Source organism: Nocardia sp. NPDC059229 (genome assembly GCF_042754165.1).
In the GTDB taxonomy this organism is placed as follows: Bacteria; Actinomycetota; Actinomycetes; order Mycobacteriales; family Mycobacteriaceae; genus Nocardia.
Map to the genome: position 1 here is coordinate 13606 of NZ_JBHZAK010000033.1, position 17970 is coordinate 31575.

A 17970-nucleotide genomic window follows, 5' to 3' on the forward strand; every position below is an offset into this window, starting at 1 on the left:
CCCCGGCCCGGCATCATTCCCGAAGCGTAGGCGGGCGACCCGGCATGATCCAATCACGTGGTGACCGATGATCTCCTCATCTGCGGTGCGGGCCCAGCGGGGCGAGCCCTCGCCCACCGCGCGCTGGCGCACGGACTCTCGGTCACCATCGTCGATCCGCACCCCCGGCGGCGATGGACGGCCACCTATGCGGCCTGGGCGGATGAGCTGCCGCAGTGGATCGCCCCGGAGGCGGTCGGGGCCACGGTCGACCGCCCGATCGCGTGGGCGCAGCACCGCATCGAACTGGATCGCCGCTACGTCGTCTTCGATACGGCGCGCCTACAGGATTCGCTGGACCTCCTGGGTGCGCGGCTCCTACAGGACAGCGTGACCGACATCGCGCCCGCGGCCCGCCACCGGCACGACGGACTGGATCTGCCGTCGGTGCGGCTCGCGTCGGGTTCGGTGCTCGCGGCCGAACGGGTCATCGACGCGCGCGGGGTGGCCCGCTCCCCCGGGCTGGCCGAGCAGACGGCATTCGGGGTGATCGTGGAGCGGGCCCGCCTGCCGGAGCCGGAGACGTATTTCATGGACTGGCGTGCGGACAACGGCGCGGAAACCGATGCGCCCCGGTCGTTTCTGTATACGGTGCCACTGGACGACGAGCGGGTCCTGCTGGAGGAGACGTGCCTGGCCGGGCTCCCGGCGCTGGATCAGCGGACGCTGCACGACCGGCTGACGCACCGATTGCGTTCCCGGGGAATCACTCTCACCGGCACCGAACCGGTCGAACGCATCCGGTTCCCGGTGCACGGCGGCCGGCCGAACGCCCGCACGTTCGGCTCCGCGGGCGCTTTCACGCATCCGGCAACGGGATACAGCGTCGCGACTTCCCTGCGGATGGCCGATGCCGTCGTAGCCGGGGACCCCTTGTGGCCGGGTCCGGCGCGCGTCGTGCACCTGTTGCGCCAGGCCGGATTACGCGCTCTGCTGGCGCTGCCGCCCGCCGACCTGCCGCTCTTCTTCGAGGCTTTCTTCGCACTGCCCGCCGAATCCCAGCGCGCCTACCTCTCCGGCCGCGACGACCTCCGCGGCACCGCCGCCGCCATGATGTCGCTGTTCGTGGCGCTCCCCTGGCGAATACAGCGCACACTCGCCGTTGCCGTGGCCCGACCGCCCCGCCGCACACCCGACTCCTCCCGAGCCACGCCCTTATCCGCCGAGGGCCCCGTGTAGCGCAGTGGGTCGACGGTTATCGGTAGCGGGTTCGGTATTCATCTACCCGAATTCTCCCGAATTGCCGGTCTGAAGCAGTCGCTAATGGTCTGCTGGTGGGGTCGCAATCCCGAATATGGGGAGGTTCCAACAATGTTCGACCTTCCACGATCCAGCCACCGTGTACTGCCGAGGATGACCGTTTCTGATGCGCTCGCCGCGCAGAAAGCGCACGCCGAGTGCCCGATCACCATCTGCCCGATCAAATTGCAGGCCAGGACATTTCTTTTCGGTGAATCGCACCGCAGACCGAAGGGGGTGGGACGTGGACGACCAGAGTGACATCGAGATTCGAGCGCTGCAGGATGTGATCGACGCAGTCGAAGATCGGTTGCGGCGTTTCGAGGCGAAGGACGGTGTCGTGCTCGCGGAGCGGTCCGAGGTATATGCCACCGTCATCTACGCGGTCATCGCCAGTGCGCGCGCCTCCGGCCACTACGGCGCAGGAAGCCTCGCGCGAGCGCCACTCCTGGACGAGATCCTCATGGGTGCCGAGCCGGAGCCCTGGGAGACAGCGATGTACGCCGTGGTCATCGATCGGGCGTTGACGCAGTGAAGCGCGGGAGCCGCCGGCCCCTCATCGGTCAGCGGCTCCTGGGCCGTGAAACGGGGGTCAGCCCCACTCGCTCGTGGCCGTCGGTCCCACTCGCTCGTGGCGATGCCGCGTGCGTCCGACTACCGGCAGCTGCACGGTGAACCGCTCCACCACCCAGCCGGGCAGCAGCGCCGACGCACAGTGCCCCTGCGGTGTCCACGATCCCGGCCGACCCAGCACGACGCTCACTCGATCCAGCTCCAATCACGGTCGGGGTCCTGGTATTCCAGCCCGATCCAGCCGTCGTATCCGGCGGCGTCCAGGGCGGCGAAGAGTGCCTCGAAATCGAGGGTTCCGGTGCCGGGCCGGCTACGCGCGGGCGCATCCGCGATCTGCACGTGCCCGATCCGGGGCGTGTACTCGGCGATCACGCCGAAAAGATCCGCACCCATGCGCGCGAGATGGTAGAGGTCGCAGAGGAACCGGAGATTGGGTTCGCCGACCGCATCGATCACCTGTACGGCGCGCGCCGCCGAGACGATCGGATAGTCCGGCGACTCGATGGAATTCAGTGCCTCGAGCACCACCTGTGCCTCGATGCCCGCGGCGGCGCGGGCGGCCAGTCGCAGGTTCTCCAAAGCCAGCTCGTCCTGCACCGCCGGGTCCACACCGGGAATCCGGTTCCCGTACAGGGCATTCAACGACCGGCATCCCAGCCGCTCGGCGATCCCCACGGTGACGTCGATATTGTCCCGGAATTCGGCCTCCCGCCCGGGCACGGACACCAATCCCCGCCCGGCGGGCACCAGATCGATGAAGTTCAACCCGACCAGCTGCACCCCGGCGTCGGACACCGCGGAGACGAACGCGTCGACCTCCTTGTCCCCGGGCACCGGATTCTCGCCGAAGGGCCACCAGAACTCGACCGCGTCGAACCCGGCCGCCTTCGCCGCCGCCGGACGCTCCAGCAGCGGCAGATCGGTGAACAGGATCGAGCAGTGCACGTCGAACTTCCGCAGAGCACCGTCGGCGGTGTACTTCATCGGGTCGTTTCCTCCCTGTAGGTATGCCAGCTACCAAAATCGGTGATGTCGATAAGCTGCGGGTAGGAAATGATCGGGCGGCGCAACAGCATGGACAGCACCGAGCGGTTGTCGTCCAAGGCAATCACACCCAGTTCCAGCTCCGGTGGTTCGGCCGGGAGCAGGCGGGTGCGCAGCACCTGCATCGGCACCTCGAACAGCTCGCCCGCGATGGGCGCGCCGCCGTAGGCCACGGGGTGCAGGCCGGGGAAGCGGTCGTCGACCGAGTAGAACCGGTAGTGCGGCGCCGTCCTGACCTCCCCGGCGCAGGGCGCGCCCTCGAGCAGGTGGTTCAGGGGTCCGCCGCGCATGGCACCCCCATTCAGGAAGATCAAAGGCATTGCCGTGGTTCCTTCCCGGTCGACAGCGGATTCAGGCGGTGAGCCGGAGGGCGTCCGGCGAGTCCGGGACGGTCACCTCCGGCACCGCGATCGCATCGCGATGGATCGGTCCGCCGTAGGTGCCCAGAGGCATTCCGGTGCCCCCACGGCGGACCGCCACGATCTCGGCAGCGATGGAGACGGCTGTCTCCTCCGGAGTCCGCCCGCCGAGATCGAGTCCGATGGGCGACTTCAGCCGCGCCAGTTCGGCATTCGTCATCCCGATTGCACGAAGCCGCTGGAGACGGTCCTCGTGCGTCCGCCGGGATCCCATCGCACCCACGAACGCCACCGGCAGACGAAGCGCCACCTCCAGTAGCGGCACATCGAATTTGGCGTCGTGGGTGAGCACACACAGCACGGTCCGGGCATCCACCCGGGTCCGCGCCAAATACTTGTTCGGCCATTCCACGACCACCTCGTCCGCGTCGGGGAAGCGGGCGCGGGTGGCGAAGACTTCCCGCGCGTCGCAGACGGTGACGTGATAGCCGAGGAACTTGCCGATTCTGGCGACCGCGGCCGCGAAGTCGATCGCCCCGAAGACGATCATCCGCGGCGGCGGCACATGGGATTCCACGAACACCGTGACCTCGGCATCGCCGCACCCGATGGTGCGCACCGCGGTCGTGCCGGCGTCGAGCATGGCCTGGGCTTCGGCCACCACCCGCTCGTCGAATTCGGCTCCGGAGGTCCACCAGGTGCCCAGCGCCATCACAGCGCCGCTGTCGAGGTCGCGGACCATGGCCACGGCCTCCCCCTCAGCTCGCAGGACCTTCTCCACCGCATCGCGATTGGACTCGGTCACCGACTGGACGAACACCTGAATCGTTCCGCCACAGGTCAATCCGACCGCGAAAGCGTCGGTATCGCTGTAGCCGAAGGTCTCCCGGAGCGGTTCTCCCGTTCGCAGCGACTCGCGGCACAACTCGTAGACCGCACCCTCGACACAGCCGCCGGAAATGCTTCCGATGACGGTGCCGTCGGCATCCACGGCCAGGGCCGCGCCGATCGGACGGGGCGCGGAGCCGCCGATCCCGATGATGGAGGCCACGGCGTAATCCTTGCCCGCCGCATGCCATTCCAAGAGTTGTGCCGCGATGTCGCGCATGACTAGCCTCCCAGGGCCAATTCGATGCCGTTGATACCGAAGTAGGCGACGAAGACGACGCTCACCACGGCCACCAGCCAATGGATTTCGCGGTACTTACCGCGAGCGAGCTTGATCACCGTGTAGGCGATCAGGCCCGCACCGACACCGTTCGTGATCGAGTAGGTGAACGGCATGAGCACGATCGTGATGAAGGCCGGCACGGCGACCTCGAGATCGTTCCAGTCGATCTTGCGGGCCTGCGTCATCATGAGCGCACCGACCAGCACCAGGGCGGGAGCGGCGGCCTGAATCGGCACCACGGCCGCGATCGGGGTGAAGAAGATGGCGGCACAGAACAATCCGCCGGAGATGACGCTGGCCAGACCGGTACGGGCGCCCTCACCGACACCCGTCGCCGACTCGACGTACACCGTGGATCCCGCGCCGCCGGACAGGCCGCCGACGATCTGGGCGACACCGTCGGTGGTGAGGATCTTGCCCATGCCGGGCACCTGACCCTTCTCGTCCACCAGGCCCGCCTCGTCGCAGACGCCGAAAACCGTTCCCATGGCATCGAAGAAGCCGGTCAGCACCAGGGTGAACAGCACCACCGTGGCGGTCACCGCACCCGCGGTGGCGAAGCCGCCGAACAGGTCGATGTGGCCGATCAGACCGAAATCCGGGGAAGCGAACAGCGATTTCGGCTTCTCGGGGACGACGGTGCCCCACGCCTTGGGGTCGATGGTCGCCATGGCGTTGACGATGATCGCCAGCACGGTCGAGATGGCGATGCTGATCAGGATCGCGCCCGGCACCTTGCGGATGAACAGGGCGAGCATGAGCAGCAGGCCGACCGCGAAGATCACCGTGGGCCAACCGGCCAGATGCCCTTCGACACCCAAAGTTACCGGTGGCCCGCCGGGCGCACCGTGTCCCACCACGCCGGAGGAGACCAGGCCGATCATGGCGATGAACATGCCGATGCCGACGCCGATGGCGTTCTTCATGGCCAGGGGAATGGCATTGATGATCATCGTCCGCAGGCCGGTGGCGGCCAGGATGACGATGACGATGCCCATCAGCACCACCAGGCCCATGGCCTGCGGCCAGGTCATATGGGGTGCGGCCTGATAGGCGACGACGGGGACCAGGCCGAGGCCGGCGGCCAATGCGAGGGGCACATTGCCGACCACGCCCATGAGGACGGTGGTCAGGCCGGCGGAGAAGGCGGTCGTGGTGGTCAGCTGAGCGATACTGAGCTTGTCCCCGTGCGCGTCGGTGACGCCGCCGAGAATTAGCGGAACCAGCAATATGACATACGCCATAGCGACGAATGTGGTGATGCCGCCACGGATTTCACGCGATATGGTGGTCTTGCGCTCCGATAGCCTGAAGAACTTTTCGAGCGCAGAACCCCGCGTTTCCGGGGTGGTGATCGGTGACTGAGTCTGGGTCATGGCTGCCCTCCTATGGGCGTAGCCGACCAGCGGCCCGGGGTGCTGGGGTATCCCGGGCCGCGGATTCGGTGATGCTTGTTGTGGGGTCCCTATCGCGCTCCACCATTTCGAGCAGCGCGATCTGCCCCTGTTAATCAACTGTTCCGGATGATGTCTTCCGGACGCACGGGCACGCGGTTGATGTTTCCGGTGCCGCCCCGCTTGCGGCAGGCATCGCGAATCGCTGCGGCGATCGCAGGCGTGGAGGAGAGAGTGGGCGGTTCACCCGCGCCGCGCAGGCCGTAGGGGGCGTGCGGGTCCGGGTTCTCCAGGATCTCCAGCTTCTGCGGGGGTGTATCGAGAATGGTGGGAATCAGATAGTCCGTGAAGGACGGGTTCCGCACCTTGCCGTTGGTGACCTGAATTTCCTCCATAACCGCCAGACCCAGGCCCTGAATGGAGCCGCCGTGGATCTGGCCTTCCAGCGAAAGCCGGTTCATGATCTTGCCGACGTCCTGAACGGCGTCCAGGGCAACGACTTTGACCAGTCCGAGTTCGACGTCGACATCCACCACGGCCCGGTGCACGCAGACCGCGAGCTGGGTGTGGCTGGAGCCCTGACCGGTCACCTTGTCCATACCGGTGGTCGGCTGGTGGTGGTATTCACGGGTCAGATCGATGACGTCGTCGCCGAGCACATCCTCGATGGTCGCGACCACTTCACCGTTGTTCTTGACGACCTTGCCGCCCTCGAGCCGCATGAAGCCGTGCACGTCGAACTTCTTGCGCGCCAGCACGAACAGCTCGTCGGCCACCGCGCGGCAGGCGGTCATCACCGCGCCGCCGGTCATGTACGACTGACGCGACGCGGACGAGGAACCCGAGCTGCCGACATTATTGTCGGAGGGGTGGCTGACCACCCGCTCGATGGCGAGCTCGGTGCGCGCGATCTGCGCCTCGAGGGTGATCAGACCCTGGCCGACCTCCGCGCCGGCAGTGTGCACCAGCGCGACCGGCTCGCCGCCGATCAGCTCCAGGCGCACCCGGGCTGTCGAGTAGTCGTCGAAACCCTCGGAGAAGCAGATGTTCTTGATGCCGACGCCGTAACCGACGCCGCGGTACACGCCCTCGCCGTGGGTGGTCTGCGACGCACCGCCGGGCAGGTTGCGGATGTCCGAGGTATCCACGGACTCCGGCAGTTCCATGTCGCGCAGGCTGTCGAGCATCTCCTTCAGCGGGGTCTCCGCGTGCACGACCTGGCCGGTGGCGAGCGTGGAGCCCTGGGAGACGGCATTGACCTGACGGACCGTGACCGGATCCATGTCGAGGGCCTCGGCGAGCTTGTCCATCATGGACTCGTGGGCGAAACACGCCTGCACGACACCGAATCCGCGCATGGCGCCGCAGACCGGGTTGTTGGTGTAGACGCCGTAGGCGTCGATCTCCAGGTGCGGGACCTCGTAGGGGCCCAGCGCCAGCGAGGCGGCATTGCCGATCACGTTCTGGGTGGCCGAGGTGTACGCGCCGCCGTCGAGAACGATGAGAACCTTGGCGTAGGTGATCTTTCCGGTCGCGGTGGCGCCGAATTCGTAGCGCATCTTCGCCGGGTGGCGATGGACGTGCCCGAAGAACGACTCCTCGCGGTTGTACATCATCTTGATCGGCTTGCCGGTGCGCATGGCCAGCATGCCGGCGTGGATCTGCATGGACAGGTCCTCGCGGCCGCCGAACGCGCCGCCGACGCCGGACATGGTCATGCGGATCTGGTCCTCGTCCAGCCCCAGGCACGGGCCGATCTGGGTGAGGTCCCAGTGCAGCCACTGCGTCGCGACATAGAAGTCGAGCGAGCCGTCCTCGTTCGGGATGACCATGCCGGACTCCGGGCCCAGGAAGGCCTGGTCCTGCATGCCGACCTCGAACTCCTCGGAGACGACGACGGTGGCGAGGGTCTTGCCGATCTCGATGTCGCCGGAGCGCACCGGCTGGTAGCGCGCGATGCCGCCGCGCGACTGCACGGCCAGCCCGACCGGGTCCTCGACCACGGCCATCGGGTCCGTGATCGGTTCCAGCACTTCGTATTCCACCTCGATGGCGGCGACGGCGCGCCGGGCGATCTCGGGGTGGTCGGCGGCGACCAGGGCGATGGCCTCGCCGTGGTGGCGCACCTCGTCGAAGGCCAGCACCGGCTGGTCCCAGGTGTGGTCGAGGCCGTAGACCTTGCGGCCCGGCACGTCCTCGTGGGTGAGCACGGCGTGCACGCCGGTCATGGCGAGGGCCTTGCTGGTGTCGACGCTGACGAGTTTGGCGCGGGCGTGCGGGCTGCGCAGGGTCGCGCCCCACAGCATGCCGTCCATCCACAGGTCGGAGGAGTAGGCGAATTCGCCCTTCACCTTGAGGGTGCCGTCCGGGCGGAGCGGGCTCTCGCCGATCCCGCCCTTGCCCGGGACCGCCACATCCGTGGGGAACCGAGTGGTGCGTGTGATGGTCATCGGTTCTCCTGCTTCATGATTCGCTGCCGTGCGGCGACGCCGGCCTGGCCGACGGCGTCGTGCGGCATGGTCTTGAGCTCGTCGTTCTCGACGACGGTGTTGCCGCCCACGAGCAGGCGCGCCAGCGGCGGCTGCGGGCCGAACACCAGCGAGCACACCGGGTCCTCGATGGCGGCACGGAAGCCGTCCACCTTCCAGACCGCGATATCGGCGAGCTTGCCGACCTCGAGCGAACCGATCTCGTTCTGGCGGCCCAGGTTCCGGGCGCCGCCCAGGGTGCCGACCTCGAGGGCCTGCCGCGCGGTCATGGCGCGGGGGCCGTGCACGGCGCGCTGGAACAGCATGGCCTGCCGCATCTCCCCGGCCATGGAGGTGAGCTCGGAGGAGGCCGCGCCGTCCACGCCGAGACCGACGGGCGCACCGGCGGCCAGCAGGTCCATCACTCGCGCGATGCCCGCGCCCAGGCGGGCATTGGAGGTCGGGCAGTGGGCGGAACCGGTGCCGGTCTTGGCGAACGCCGCGATGTCCTTGTCGTGCAGGTGCACCGCGTGGGCGAACCACACGTCGTCGCCGAGCCAGCCCAGCTTCTCCATGTATTCGACCGGGGTGCAACCCATCTGCTCGATGCAGTGCTCTTCCTCGTCGAGGGTCTCGGCGAGGTGGGTGTGCAGGCGCACGCCGTGCCGGCGGGCCAGCGCGGCCGAATCGACCATCAGGCCCTCGGACACCGAGAACGGCGAGCAGGGGGCGACGGCCACGCGCAGCATGGAGTCGAAGGACGGGTCGTGGTACGTGTGGATGATCTCCTCGGTGTTGAGGAGGATCTCTTCGCGGTTCTCGACCACCTCGTCCGGCGGCAGGCCACCGTGCGACTGACCGCGGTCCATGGACCCACGGCACGGGTGGAAGCGGATACCCAGCTCGCGCGCGGCACGGACCTCGGCCTCGAACAGATCGCCACGGCCCTTCGGGAACACGTAGTGGTGATCGGTGGAGGTGGTGGTGCCGGTCAGCGCGAGCCAGCCCAGACCGGCGGACGCTGCGCCGTAGACGATCTCGGCGTCCATGGTGGCCCACAGGCGGTACAGGCCGGTCAGCCACTCGAACAGGGTGGCGTCCTGGAACAGGCCCTGGGTGGCCCACTGGTAGAGGTGGTGGTGGGTATTCACCAGGCCCGGGGTCACCAGGCAGCCGGTGCCGGAGAGGCGTTCAGCACCCACCACCATCGGCGCAGGTCCTGCACCGAGAGCTTCGATCCGGCCGTCGTCGCCGACGACCAGATAGCCATTCGGGATCTCGGCACCGACAACCGGTGCGATATAGGCGTTTTCGATGACCAGCTTGCTCATTTGGCGGCAGCCTTCCGCTCGGCCGCCAGGCGAACGGCATCCAGAATCTTCTCGTAACCCGTACAGCGGCACAGGTTTCCGGCGAGCGCCTCACGGATCTCGACATCCGACGGGTTCGGCACCCGATCGATCAGGTCGTGCGCCTGCACGATCAGACCCGGTGTGCAGAAACCACACTGGACCGCGCCGGCCTCCACGAAGGCCTGCTGCATGGGGTCCAGCTTGTCGCCGTCGGCCAGGCCCTCGACGGTGCGGACCGAGCGGCCCTCCACCTGACCGGCGGCCACCAGGCACGAGCAGACCGGGGTGCCGTCCAGATAGACGGTGCAGGAACCACATTCGCCCTGCTCACAGGCGTTCTTGGAACCGGGGAGGCCGACCCGCTCACGCAGCAGGTACAGCAGGCTCTCGCCTTCCCAGACGTCGTCGGCGGTTTCCTGGGATCCGTTGACGGTGAAGTTGATACGCATCAGGCCGCCCTCCTCTCCGCGGTGTAGTCGTTCCACGCCCAGCCGAGGGTCCGGCGGGCCATCACCGACAGCGCGTGCCGGCGGTAGTCGGCGGTGCCGCGCACATCGTCGATGGGCTTGGCCGCGGCGCCGACCAGACGGCCGAACTCGCGGGCCAGCTCGTCGTTCAGCGCGCCGCCGTTGTCCCAGTCCAGGTTGGCGGCCAGGAAGTCCTGTGCCTCCACCGGACGGATCGGGGTCGGACCGGCCGAGCCGATGCCCGCGCCGACAGTTTGCGAATCCGCGTGCAGCGCAACGGAGAACGAGCACACCGCGATCACCATGGCGTTGCGGGTGCCGACCTTCGAGAAGTACTGCGGGCCGCTGGCGGGCTTCAGCCACACAGCGCGAATCAGCTCGTCCGGCTCGAGCGCGTTCTTCTTGACCCAGACGTAGAAGTCGTCGATGTCGATCATGCGGGTGCCGCGGGCGGCCGACTCGACCTCGACCACGGCATTGCCGGCCAGCAGGGCCGGGTGGGCGTCACCGGCGGGCGAGGCGCCGCCCAGATTGCCGCCGACGGTGCCGCGATTGCGGATCTGCGGAGAACCCACAGTGCGCGACGCCTGGGCCAGACCGGGCAGGCGGTCCTGATAGCGGTTGATGATCTTCACGAACGGGACGCCGGAGCCCAGCCGGATCCGGCCGTCCTGCTGCTCGTCGACGGTGAAGACCTCACGGCACGGGTTCAGGTCCAGAATGGCGGCCGGACGGTGCCGGTCGAAGTTCAGCTCGACCATCACGTCGGTGCCGCCCTGAATCGGAACCGCCTCGGGGCGTTCCGCTTTCAGCTGGAGCGCTTCGGCCCAGCTTCCCGGTTGTAGGAAATCCATTGCAATCCTCTAGATATCGGTTCGACGCAGGTACGACAGCACTCAGCTGCCCCGGTACGTAGAGAAGGAGTAGGGGCTCAACAGCAGGGGTACGTGGTAGTGCTCATCCGGATCGGTGACCAGGAAATCGATGGTCACCGTGGGATAGAACGGGCTGACACCGGAGGTGTCGAAGATCAGGCGGTGGGCACCGGCGCTCGGGGCGGGCAGATCCTTGACCCGGCCGTCGTCATCGGTGTGGCGCGCGGCGAGGATCTCCCCCGCCGCGTTCTCCAGCCGCACCGCCATGCCCGCGGCCGGGCGTCCGGTCGCGGCATTGAGCACGTGGGTGGACAGACTCATTTGGCCTCCAGGAGTTTCCGAATCCGCAGGCCGGTGATGTCGGCGAGCTCGCGGCGGACCGTCAGCTGCTCGTCGGCGACAGAGTTGCCGAGACGGCGCTGGAGCTCCGAGAGCATCTCGGTGGCGCTGCGCCCGGCGGCCCGGATCAGGAAGACGTGGCCGAAGTGTTCCTCGTAGGTCACGTTCCAGGAGGCCAGGTCGGCCTTCACCTGATCGTCGGCGGCGGAGGCTCCGGACTGTTCGTCGGCGGACCATTTCGCCTCACGCTCGGACTGGTGGGCGGCGGCGGTGCGCTCGCCGATGCGGGGGTGCGCCGACAGCGCCTCCTCGACATCGGTCCAACTCAGCTCGGTGACCCCGGTCACCGCCGCGGCGATCAGACTCGACTCGTCCGCGTATGGCCTGTTCGCCACCATCTTGCGTGCCCAGGTCCGCGACGCATTGCAGGTCAGCAGGTGCGTCTCGGCCTCTTCCAGGGGCAGCGAACCGAGCCATTCCAGGCGACTCGACATCCGACCTCCATCCGTCGTTGGCGTGTGTCAACCACTTAACCCGGCGGGTGGTCATGCCCGAAAGGACGAGACCTCCGAACCTGTGGCCTGCTTCACAGGGGCGCGTTCGTAGTTACATCCAAGTTCGGTAACCGGGCCGTCACCGACTGTTAGCCTCGGGCATCATGCGGTTACGTTCCCTGCTCACCATGCACGATCTGGGTTTGCGGCTCGTCACCGGAGAGGACGAGCTGGACCGCTTCGTACGCTGGGTGGTAACCACCGACATGCTCGATCCCGGTCGATACCTCTCCGGCGGCGAATTCGTCCTGACCGGGCTGCAATGGCGGCATTCCCCCGAGGACAGCGAGACCTTCGTGGGCGCGCTCGCCCGCGCCCGGGTGGCCGCGCTCGCCGCGGGTGACGCGCTGTACGGCGAAGCGCCCGACGATCTCGTCGCGGCTTGTAAGAAACACCGAATCCCGCTGTTCCGGGTCGAGGAGCATATCGCCTTCGCCACCGTCACCGAGCAGATCAACCGGAAACTGTCGTCCGGACGGGCCGCCGACCTCAGCGCGATCCTGGACCGGCACCGGCAGCTGGTGTCCGGCGGCGGGCTGGATTCGGTGCTCGACCTGGTGCATCGCACGCTGGGCACGCGCTGCTGGGTGGTGTCCGCACTCGGCCGCGTGGTGGCCGGGCCGACCCGGGACCTCCCCGAACAGGTGCGGTCGGCGTTCCTGGGCGCGCGGCGGCTGCCGCATGTGCTTTCCCACGATCAGGTGCGGTACTCGCTGTTCGCGGTGGACGCCGACGGAACCTCGCGCATCGCGGATTGGTTCCTCGTGTTCGAGAGCGACTACAAGGATTGGCCCGAGGAGCGGCGGGCCCTCATCGGGGAACTGGCCGCGGTGGTGTCCCTCGAACGAACCCGGCAGGACGATCGGCACAGCGCCGAGGGGCGGCTGGCCCAGGAACTGATCGAGCTGATCATGTCCGACGCCAAATCCGCCGACATCATCTCCCGGCTGGAGTTGACCGGGCTGGGACTGTCTGACCGGTACCTCGCGGTCGCCGCGACCGCGGACTCCGGGGCCGTGCGGCCCGGTGAGTTGCGCGCCGTGTTGCGCGAAATCCTCTACGGCCGAAGCCCTGCCGTCGGTGTGGTCGACGGCGAGGTCATCCTGCTGGTCGCCCTCGGTGACGACAAGGCCCTGGACGATCGCATCCACCGGGCCATCGAAGCCCTCGAACCCGGGCTGCAACTGAGCCGGCTCTCGGTCGGCATCAGCGGCGCGGTCGACGGCGAGGGGCTGCGCGGCGCGGTCGAGGAGGCCCGCTACGCCCGGCGCATGGCCGCCGAACGGCAGCAGCCCACCAGCGTGGTCCGCCACGACGAACTCGCCACCCACATGCTGCTGCTGGCCAGCGTCCCGGACGAGGTCCGGCGCATGTTCCGGGTGCGGCTGCTGGATCCGCTGCGGGTCTACGACCAGGACAATCGCGCCGATCTCGTGCACACCCTCGAGACCTTCCTCGAGGTGTCAGGCTCCTGGACCAAGTGCGCGGATCTGCTGCATCTGCACGTGAATACGCTGCGCTACCGCATTCAGCGCATCGAGGAACTCACCAACCGCGACCTGTCCAGGCTCGAGGACCGCGTCGACTTCTTCCTCGCCCTCGCCCTGCGGTGACCGCATGCCCGGATCAACGGGCGCGATCTCCGATCACTGTGCCGGACACCGTAATCGGCACATCAGCTCGTCTGGGTACATCTCGGCCGGAGATAGTGCGGGCAGCAGCGCGTCGAGTGTGCGCGGCGGCCACTCATCGAACCAGTCGACCGGGCTCGATCAGCCGCGGTGGCAGAGCGCCGTGCGGCAGGGCCGGGCCGAGGGCGACGAGGCTGCCCGGTGTGCGGCCCCGGCCCCAACCGAGTTGCTCACGGTAGCGACCGATGTGGGATTCGGGGATCGCGCTGCGGTCCGCGAGCGGCGCTGCCTCGGGTGAGACGTAGAGGGCGTCGGCCGGGCAGTACGCCTCGCACATGAAGCAGGTCTGGCAGTCGGATTGCCGTGCGATGAGCGGTATTCCGCTGTCGGTGCGGTCGAAGACATCGGTCGGGCAGACGTCGACGCACTTGTCGCAGGCGATGCAGTCGTCGGCGCGGACCAGTTCGATCACGACGCCACCGCCGAGGTGAGACCGGTGGCCGCGGCGGTCGAGGTCCATACCCGGTCCAGGCCGCCGGACAGGATGTGGTGGTGCTGCGCCGGATCCAGGTCCGGATGGTCGGCACGCTTGCTCATACCGCGAGTTTCCTTCCGCGCCAGCGTGGATCGGTACATCAGCCGGCCAACCGCGGTAATAGCGGCGGCCTGCCGGGCCCGGATCCGCTCGGCACCGGTTCCGCCGCCGAGCCCCCGCGCGGCCCGCTCCCAGAGCTCGTCCAGTTCGGCCAGGGCGGGGCGGATGCGGTCACCGTGACGCAGATAGTTCTTCTCGAACGGGATGAGTTCGCACTGCGCGGCCGACACGACCTCGTCGGCGGACACCGATTCCGTTGTCTCCGGCCGCAATCCGACCTGTCCGGCTCCGTGGACAGCGGAGGGATCGACGCGCCCCGATCGCCGGGCGAAGGCCGCCGCGCCCCGGCCCGCCCAGCTTCCCGAGGACATGGCCCAGGCCGAGTTGTGGCTGCCGCCGCCGGTGAATCCACCGCAGATTCGTTCCCGGGTCGCGGCGTCGCCCGCCGCGTAGAGACCGGGAACCGTTGTCGCGCAGTCATCGTCGACGATATCGATGCCCCCGGTTCCGCGCACCGTGCCCTCGGCGAGCAGATCCACCTCGAAGCGGTCGGTGAACGGGTCGATCCCGCGCCGGTCGAACTGGAGGAAGAAGTTGGGCTGGCCCAGCCGCATCCGTGCCTGCACCTCGGCGTCGGCGCGGTCCAGCTGCGCGAACACGGTCTCCGACAACAGGGTTCGCGCGATGACCGACCGGCCCTTGGCGGAGCCCGCACCCTCGAGCACCCGACCGTCGGCGTGGAAGAAGGTGGCATAGCCGTAGTAGGCGGTCTTGGTGATGGTCGAGCCCTTGGGCACGATGGCGTAGGCATTGGAGAACTCCATGCCCGAGAAGCGGGCGCCGGCCTCGGCCGCCATGAGCGCGCCGTCGCCGGTGTCGACATTGGTGCCCAGCGCCCGCGACAGGAAGGCGCACCCGCCCGTGGCCAGCACCACCGCGCCGGCGGTGATCCGGTAGTCCTCCTCGGCCTGCCGCCGATAGCCGGCCGCCCCGCGCACCACCCCCTCGGCATCGACGAGGAGTTCCAGCGCGGGTGAATGGTCGAGGATCCGCACGCCGAGCCGTTTCACCCAGGCCCGCATCCGGCGCATGTATTCGGGCCCCTGCACGCCGGTGCGCACCGGCTCGCCGGTGCCGGGATCCACTGGGAACGGGTACCGGCCCTCGACGGCCAGCCGGTTCATGTTCGCGTAGGTCTGGTCGAGGACCCGATCCATCCAGTAGTGGTCGGCCAGATGCCCGCCCAGCGCCTCCCGGGCGGCCTTGGCATTGGCGCGGGCTGTGGCCTCGGGCGCGACGTACCAGACGCCGGTGCCGGAAGGCGCTGTGGCGCCGCTGGTTCCGCAGTAGCCCTTGTCCACCAGCACCACCTCCGCGCCCGCTTCCCGGGCGTGCACCGCCGCCCAGCACGCGGCGGGCCCGCCGCCGATCACCAGCACGTCGGTACTGATCTGCCATGGTTCGCTCATCGGCACGTTCCTCCCGGGAGAGTTGGTGTCCGGAACGGTAAGGCGGCCGGTCGTACTCACCGAAGGGTTCGAATCAGGACGATCCTTTGGCGGCGAAATTTTCCATATCGTGGAAAGCCGCTTGCGTCTCGCGGCGGGATCGGCGCGGGTCAGCGGCAGGCTTCGGCCATGCCGCTGAGCCACTCCCGCACCGCGGCGCGCTGCTCGGGGGTGAATCCGGCTTCCAGTTCGGCTTCGCGGCGTCCGACCGCCGCGTGGGCCTCGGTGTAGATGGCGCGGCCCGCGTCGGTCACGTAGATCTGGTGGGTCCGGCGGTCGGTGGGGTGCGGGCGGCGCTCGATCAGGCCCGCCTTCTCCAGCCCGCCGAGCATCTCGTTCGCGGCCTGCCGGGTGCTGCCGACATCGCGGGCGATATCGGTGACCGACTTCCCGGGCTGCCTCTGCGTCATCATCAGCGTCGCGTACTGCGAGGTCGTGAGGCCGAAATCCTTGAGTTCCTCACCGATGGCGGAACGCATGCTCAACCACACCGTGCGGACCATGAAGGTCAGGGATCCATCCTGCGATCCGGAACAGCTCACCGCGACAACCCTTTCCAAAGATTGACAGGTTCCTGACAATCACGCACACTGGCAATCGTCAGGTTCCTACCAATCTTATCGAAGGCATCCATGACCGTGCCCGCGACGCTGCCGAGATCCCGGCAGCGGCTCATCCTCGCCGTTCTCCTGCTGTCCTCCCTGCTGATCTGGCTGGACAACACCATCCTCGCCACCGCGCTCGAGACCCTCGCCGATCCGGTGCGCGGGCTGGGCGCGAATCCCGCTCAGCTGCAATGGGCCTCGGGGTCCTACACGCTCGTGTTCGCCGCGCTCATGTTCACCGCCGGGGCGCTCGGCGACCGCTACGGGCACCGGACCGTGCTCGTCACCGGATTGATCGTCTTCGCCGCCGCCTCGGTCTGGGCGGCCTACGCCGGTGATCCCGCCGGGCTCATCGCCGCCCGTGCGGTCATGGGCGTGGGCAGCGCGCTCATCATGCCCGCCACCATGGCGACGGTGACCTGGACCTTCACCGGTCCGGCGCGGGCATCGGCCATCGGGCTGTTCTCGACCTCCGCCGGGGTCGGACTGGCGGCCGGGCCGCTGCTGGCCGGGGTGCTGCTCGACCACTTCTGGTGGGGCTCGGTGTTTCTCGTGAACGTGCCCGTCGTCGCGGTCGCACTGATCGGGATCGCGGTACTGGTCCCGAATTTCCACAGCCCGACGCCGCGGCCGCTGGACCTCGGCGGACTCGCGCTGTCGGTGAGCGGATTGGCGGCCCTCGCCTACGGGCTCATCCGGGCGGGCCAGGTCGCCGCGTGGACGCCGGTGCAGGTGTGGGCGCCCATCGCCGCCGGGCTGGCCTTGCTGGCCGCGTTCGTGGTCGTCGAATTGCGTTCCGGGCAGCCGAGTTTCGATCCACGACTGCTGGCGCAGCGGGTCTTCGGCGGCGGCAACGCGGCCCTGGGCCTGCTGTTCCTGGCCATGACCGCGGCCGGCTTCTACGGCGCGTTCTACCTCCAGGGCGCCCGCGGCTTCTCACCGCTCGCCGCGGGTCTGATCAACTCCCCCGCCGCCGTCGGCGTCATCATCGGCGGTCCGCTCGGCGTCCGCCTGGTCCGTCGCTTCTCCCTGCGCGCGGTGACCGCGACCGCCCTCACCGTCGGCGCGCTCTGCATGGGCAGCGCGGTCTTCTTCGGACTGCACACGCCCATCATCTGGAACGTGGCACTGGCTGCGGCACAGGGCTTCTCGATCGGCATGGTGATCGGTTCGGTCACCAGCGCCCTCATGAGCACTCTCCCGCTCGACCGCGCCGGCGCGGGATCGGCCGTCACCAATACCGTCCGGCAAACCGGCAGTGTCCTGGGTATCGCGCTCGGCGGCACCATCATGGCCATCACCTACCGCACCGGCATCCAGGCCGCGCTCACCGGCCTGCCCGACGCCGCCCGGGAACCCGCCCAGGTATCCGCCGAACAGGCGCGCCATGTGGCCGCCGCCCTCAACCGCCCCGACCTGTCCCACGCCGCCGACGACGCCTTCATCCACGCCATGCACGTCGGCAGTGTCTGGACCATGGTCTTCGCGCTCGCGGGAGCCGTCGTCCTGGCCCTCACCCTGCGACCCCGCCCCACCCCGCCCACCCCGGAGCCGGAGCCGACCCTCGCGGCCGCCGGTCGGAACTGAGCCGACCGGCCCGCTCTCACCGAGCGCCACGCCACGCGTCCTGCGCCACCCGACGGCGGTGCAGGGCGCTGCGCTCGTCATCCCGACCCCGATGGGCCTGCACCAGTTTCGAGTGCACGCGCCGTGCTTGCTGCAACGATTTCCGGATCGACATGGTCGGCTTCCTCCTG

18 protein-coding genes are annotated in these 17970 nt (G+C 68.4%); 4 read left to right on the forward strand and 14 right to left on the reverse strand.

Translation table 11 applies throughout. The annotated features are described in order from the left end of the window. Positions 1 to 60: 60 nt before the first annotated feature. On the forward strand, positions 61 to 1218 hold the full coding sequence (locus ACFXHE_RS40525) for a lycopene cyclase family protein (protein WP_379390488.1): 1158 nt from the start codon (positions 61 to 63) through the stop codon (positions 1216 to 1218). 304 nt (positions 1219 to 1522) lie between these two features. After that, on the forward strand, positions 1523 to 1813 hold the full coding sequence (locus ACFXHE_RS40530; protein WP_379390490.1) for a hypothetical protein: 291 nt from the start codon (positions 1523 to 1525) through the stop codon (positions 1811 to 1813). 57 nt (positions 1814 to 1870) lie between these two features. On the opposite strand, the gene ACFXHE_RS40535 is transcribed toward ACFXHE_RS40530, so the two are convergent. The 11 genes from ACFXHE_RS40535 to uraD all read right to left on the reverse strand — a co-directional run bounded on the left by ACFXHE_RS40535 (position 1871) and on the right by uraD (position 11814). Then, a complete protein-coding gene (locus ACFXHE_RS40535; protein WP_379390492.1) occupies positions 1871 to 2041 on the reverse strand; it encodes a hypothetical protein in 171 nt (56 codons plus the stop codon). Next, complete coding sequence (locus ACFXHE_RS40540) at positions 2038 to 2835, reverse strand: TIM barrel protein (RefSeq protein WP_364612960.1); 798 nt, start codon at positions 2833 to 2835, stop codon at positions 2038 to 2040. Before ACFXHE_RS40540 ends, ACFXHE_RS40535 begins: the two co-directional genes overlap by 4 nt. Continuing rightward, positions 2832 to 3215 carry a gamma-glutamylcyclotransferase gene (locus ACFXHE_RS40545; protein ID WP_379390494.1) on the reverse strand — a complete coding sequence of 128 codons (384 nt, stop codon included), beginning with the start codon at positions 3213 to 3215 and terminating at the stop codon, positions 2832 to 2834. The genes ACFXHE_RS40540 and ACFXHE_RS40545 overlap by 4 nt, the downstream gene beginning before the upstream one ends. A gap of 31 nt (positions 3216 to 3246) precedes the next feature. Next, entirely contained in the window at positions 3247 to 4362 is a 1116-nt protein-coding gene (locus tag ACFXHE_RS40550) for an XdhC family protein (protein ID WP_379390495.1), read from the reverse strand. A gap of 2 nt (positions 4363 to 4364) precedes the next feature. Beyond that, the gene (locus tag ACFXHE_RS40555; protein ID WP_379390497.1) at positions 4365 to 5801 is read right to left on the reverse strand and encodes an NCS2 family permease; all 1437 of its coding nucleotides are present in this window, start codon (positions 5799 to 5801) and stop codon (positions 4365 to 4367) included. 134 nt (positions 5802 to 5935) lie between these two features. Next, on the reverse strand, positions 5936 to 8269 hold the full coding sequence (locus ACFXHE_RS40560; RefSeq protein WP_379390499.1) for a xanthine dehydrogenase family protein molybdopterin-binding subunit: 2334 nt from the start codon (positions 8267 to 8269) through the stop codon (positions 5936 to 5938). Beyond that, entirely contained in the window at positions 8266 to 9618 is a 1353-nt protein-coding gene (locus ACFXHE_RS40565; RefSeq protein ID WP_379390501.1) for an 8-oxoguanine deaminase, read from the reverse strand. Before ACFXHE_RS40565 ends, ACFXHE_RS40560 begins: the two co-directional genes overlap by 4 nt. Next, positions 9615 to 10088, reverse strand: coding sequence for a (2Fe-2S)-binding protein (locus ACFXHE_RS40570; RefSeq protein WP_354846807.1), 474 nt, complete (start codon positions 10086 to 10088; stop codon positions 9615 to 9617). The genes ACFXHE_RS40565 and ACFXHE_RS40570 overlap by 4 nt, the downstream gene beginning before the upstream one ends. After that, the gene (locus ACFXHE_RS40575) at positions 10088 to 10960 is read right to left on the reverse strand and encodes an FAD binding domain-containing protein (protein WP_379390503.1); all 873 of its coding nucleotides are present in this window, start codon (positions 10958 to 10960) and stop codon (positions 10088 to 10090) included. The genes ACFXHE_RS40570 and ACFXHE_RS40575 overlap by 1 nt, the downstream gene beginning before the upstream one ends. Before the next feature lie 42 nt (positions 10961 to 11002). Then, positions 11003 to 11302, reverse strand: coding sequence for a hydroxyisourate hydrolase (gene uraH, locus ACFXHE_RS40580; RefSeq protein WP_379390505.1), 300 nt, complete (start codon positions 11300 to 11302; stop codon positions 11003 to 11005). Continuing rightward, complete coding sequence (gene uraD, locus ACFXHE_RS40585) at positions 11299 to 11814, reverse strand: 2-oxo-4-hydroxy-4-carboxy-5-ureidoimidazoline decarboxylase (RefSeq protein ID WP_379390507.1); 516 nt, start codon at positions 11812 to 11814, stop codon at positions 11299 to 11301. Before uraD ends, uraH begins: the two co-directional genes overlap by 4 nt. A gap of 164 nt (positions 11815 to 11978) precedes the next feature. On the opposite strand from uraD, the gene ACFXHE_RS40590 reads away from it, so the two are divergent. Then, positions 11979 to 13487 carry a PucR family transcriptional regulator gene (locus tag ACFXHE_RS40590; RefSeq protein WP_379390509.1) on the forward strand — a complete coding sequence of 503 codons (1509 nt, stop codon included), beginning with the start codon at positions 11979 to 11981 and terminating at the stop codon, positions 13485 to 13487. Between the two features lie 133 nt (positions 13488 to 13620). On the opposite strand, the gene ACFXHE_RS40595 is transcribed toward ACFXHE_RS40590, so the two are convergent. The 3 genes from ACFXHE_RS40595 to ACFXHE_RS40605 form a co-directional block, all read right to left on the reverse strand. Further along, entirely contained in the window at positions 13621 to 13977 is a 357-nt protein-coding gene (locus ACFXHE_RS40595; protein WP_379390511.1) for a 4Fe-4S dicluster domain-containing protein, read from the reverse strand. Further along, positions 13974 to 15569 (reverse strand): FAD-binding protein, encoded by a 1596-nt coding sequence (locus ACFXHE_RS40600; RefSeq protein ID WP_379390513.1) that lies wholly within the window; start codon positions 15567 to 15569, stop codon positions 13974 to 13976. The genes ACFXHE_RS40595 and ACFXHE_RS40600 overlap by 4 nt, the downstream gene beginning before the upstream one ends. 149 nt (positions 15570 to 15718) lie before the next feature. After that, positions 15719 to 16150, reverse strand: coding sequence for a MarR family winged helix-turn-helix transcriptional regulator (locus ACFXHE_RS40605; RefSeq protein WP_379390515.1), 432 nt, complete (start codon positions 16148 to 16150; stop codon positions 15719 to 15721). A gap of 90 nt (positions 16151 to 16240) precedes the next feature. On the opposite strand from ACFXHE_RS40605, the gene ACFXHE_RS40610 reads away from it, so the two are divergent. Then, the gene (locus tag ACFXHE_RS40610) at positions 16241 to 17800 is read left to right on the forward strand and encodes an MFS transporter (protein ID WP_379390517.1); all 1560 of its coding nucleotides are present in this window, start codon (positions 16241 to 16243) and stop codon (positions 17798 to 17800) included. Positions 17801 to 17970 lie beyond the last annotated feature (170 nt).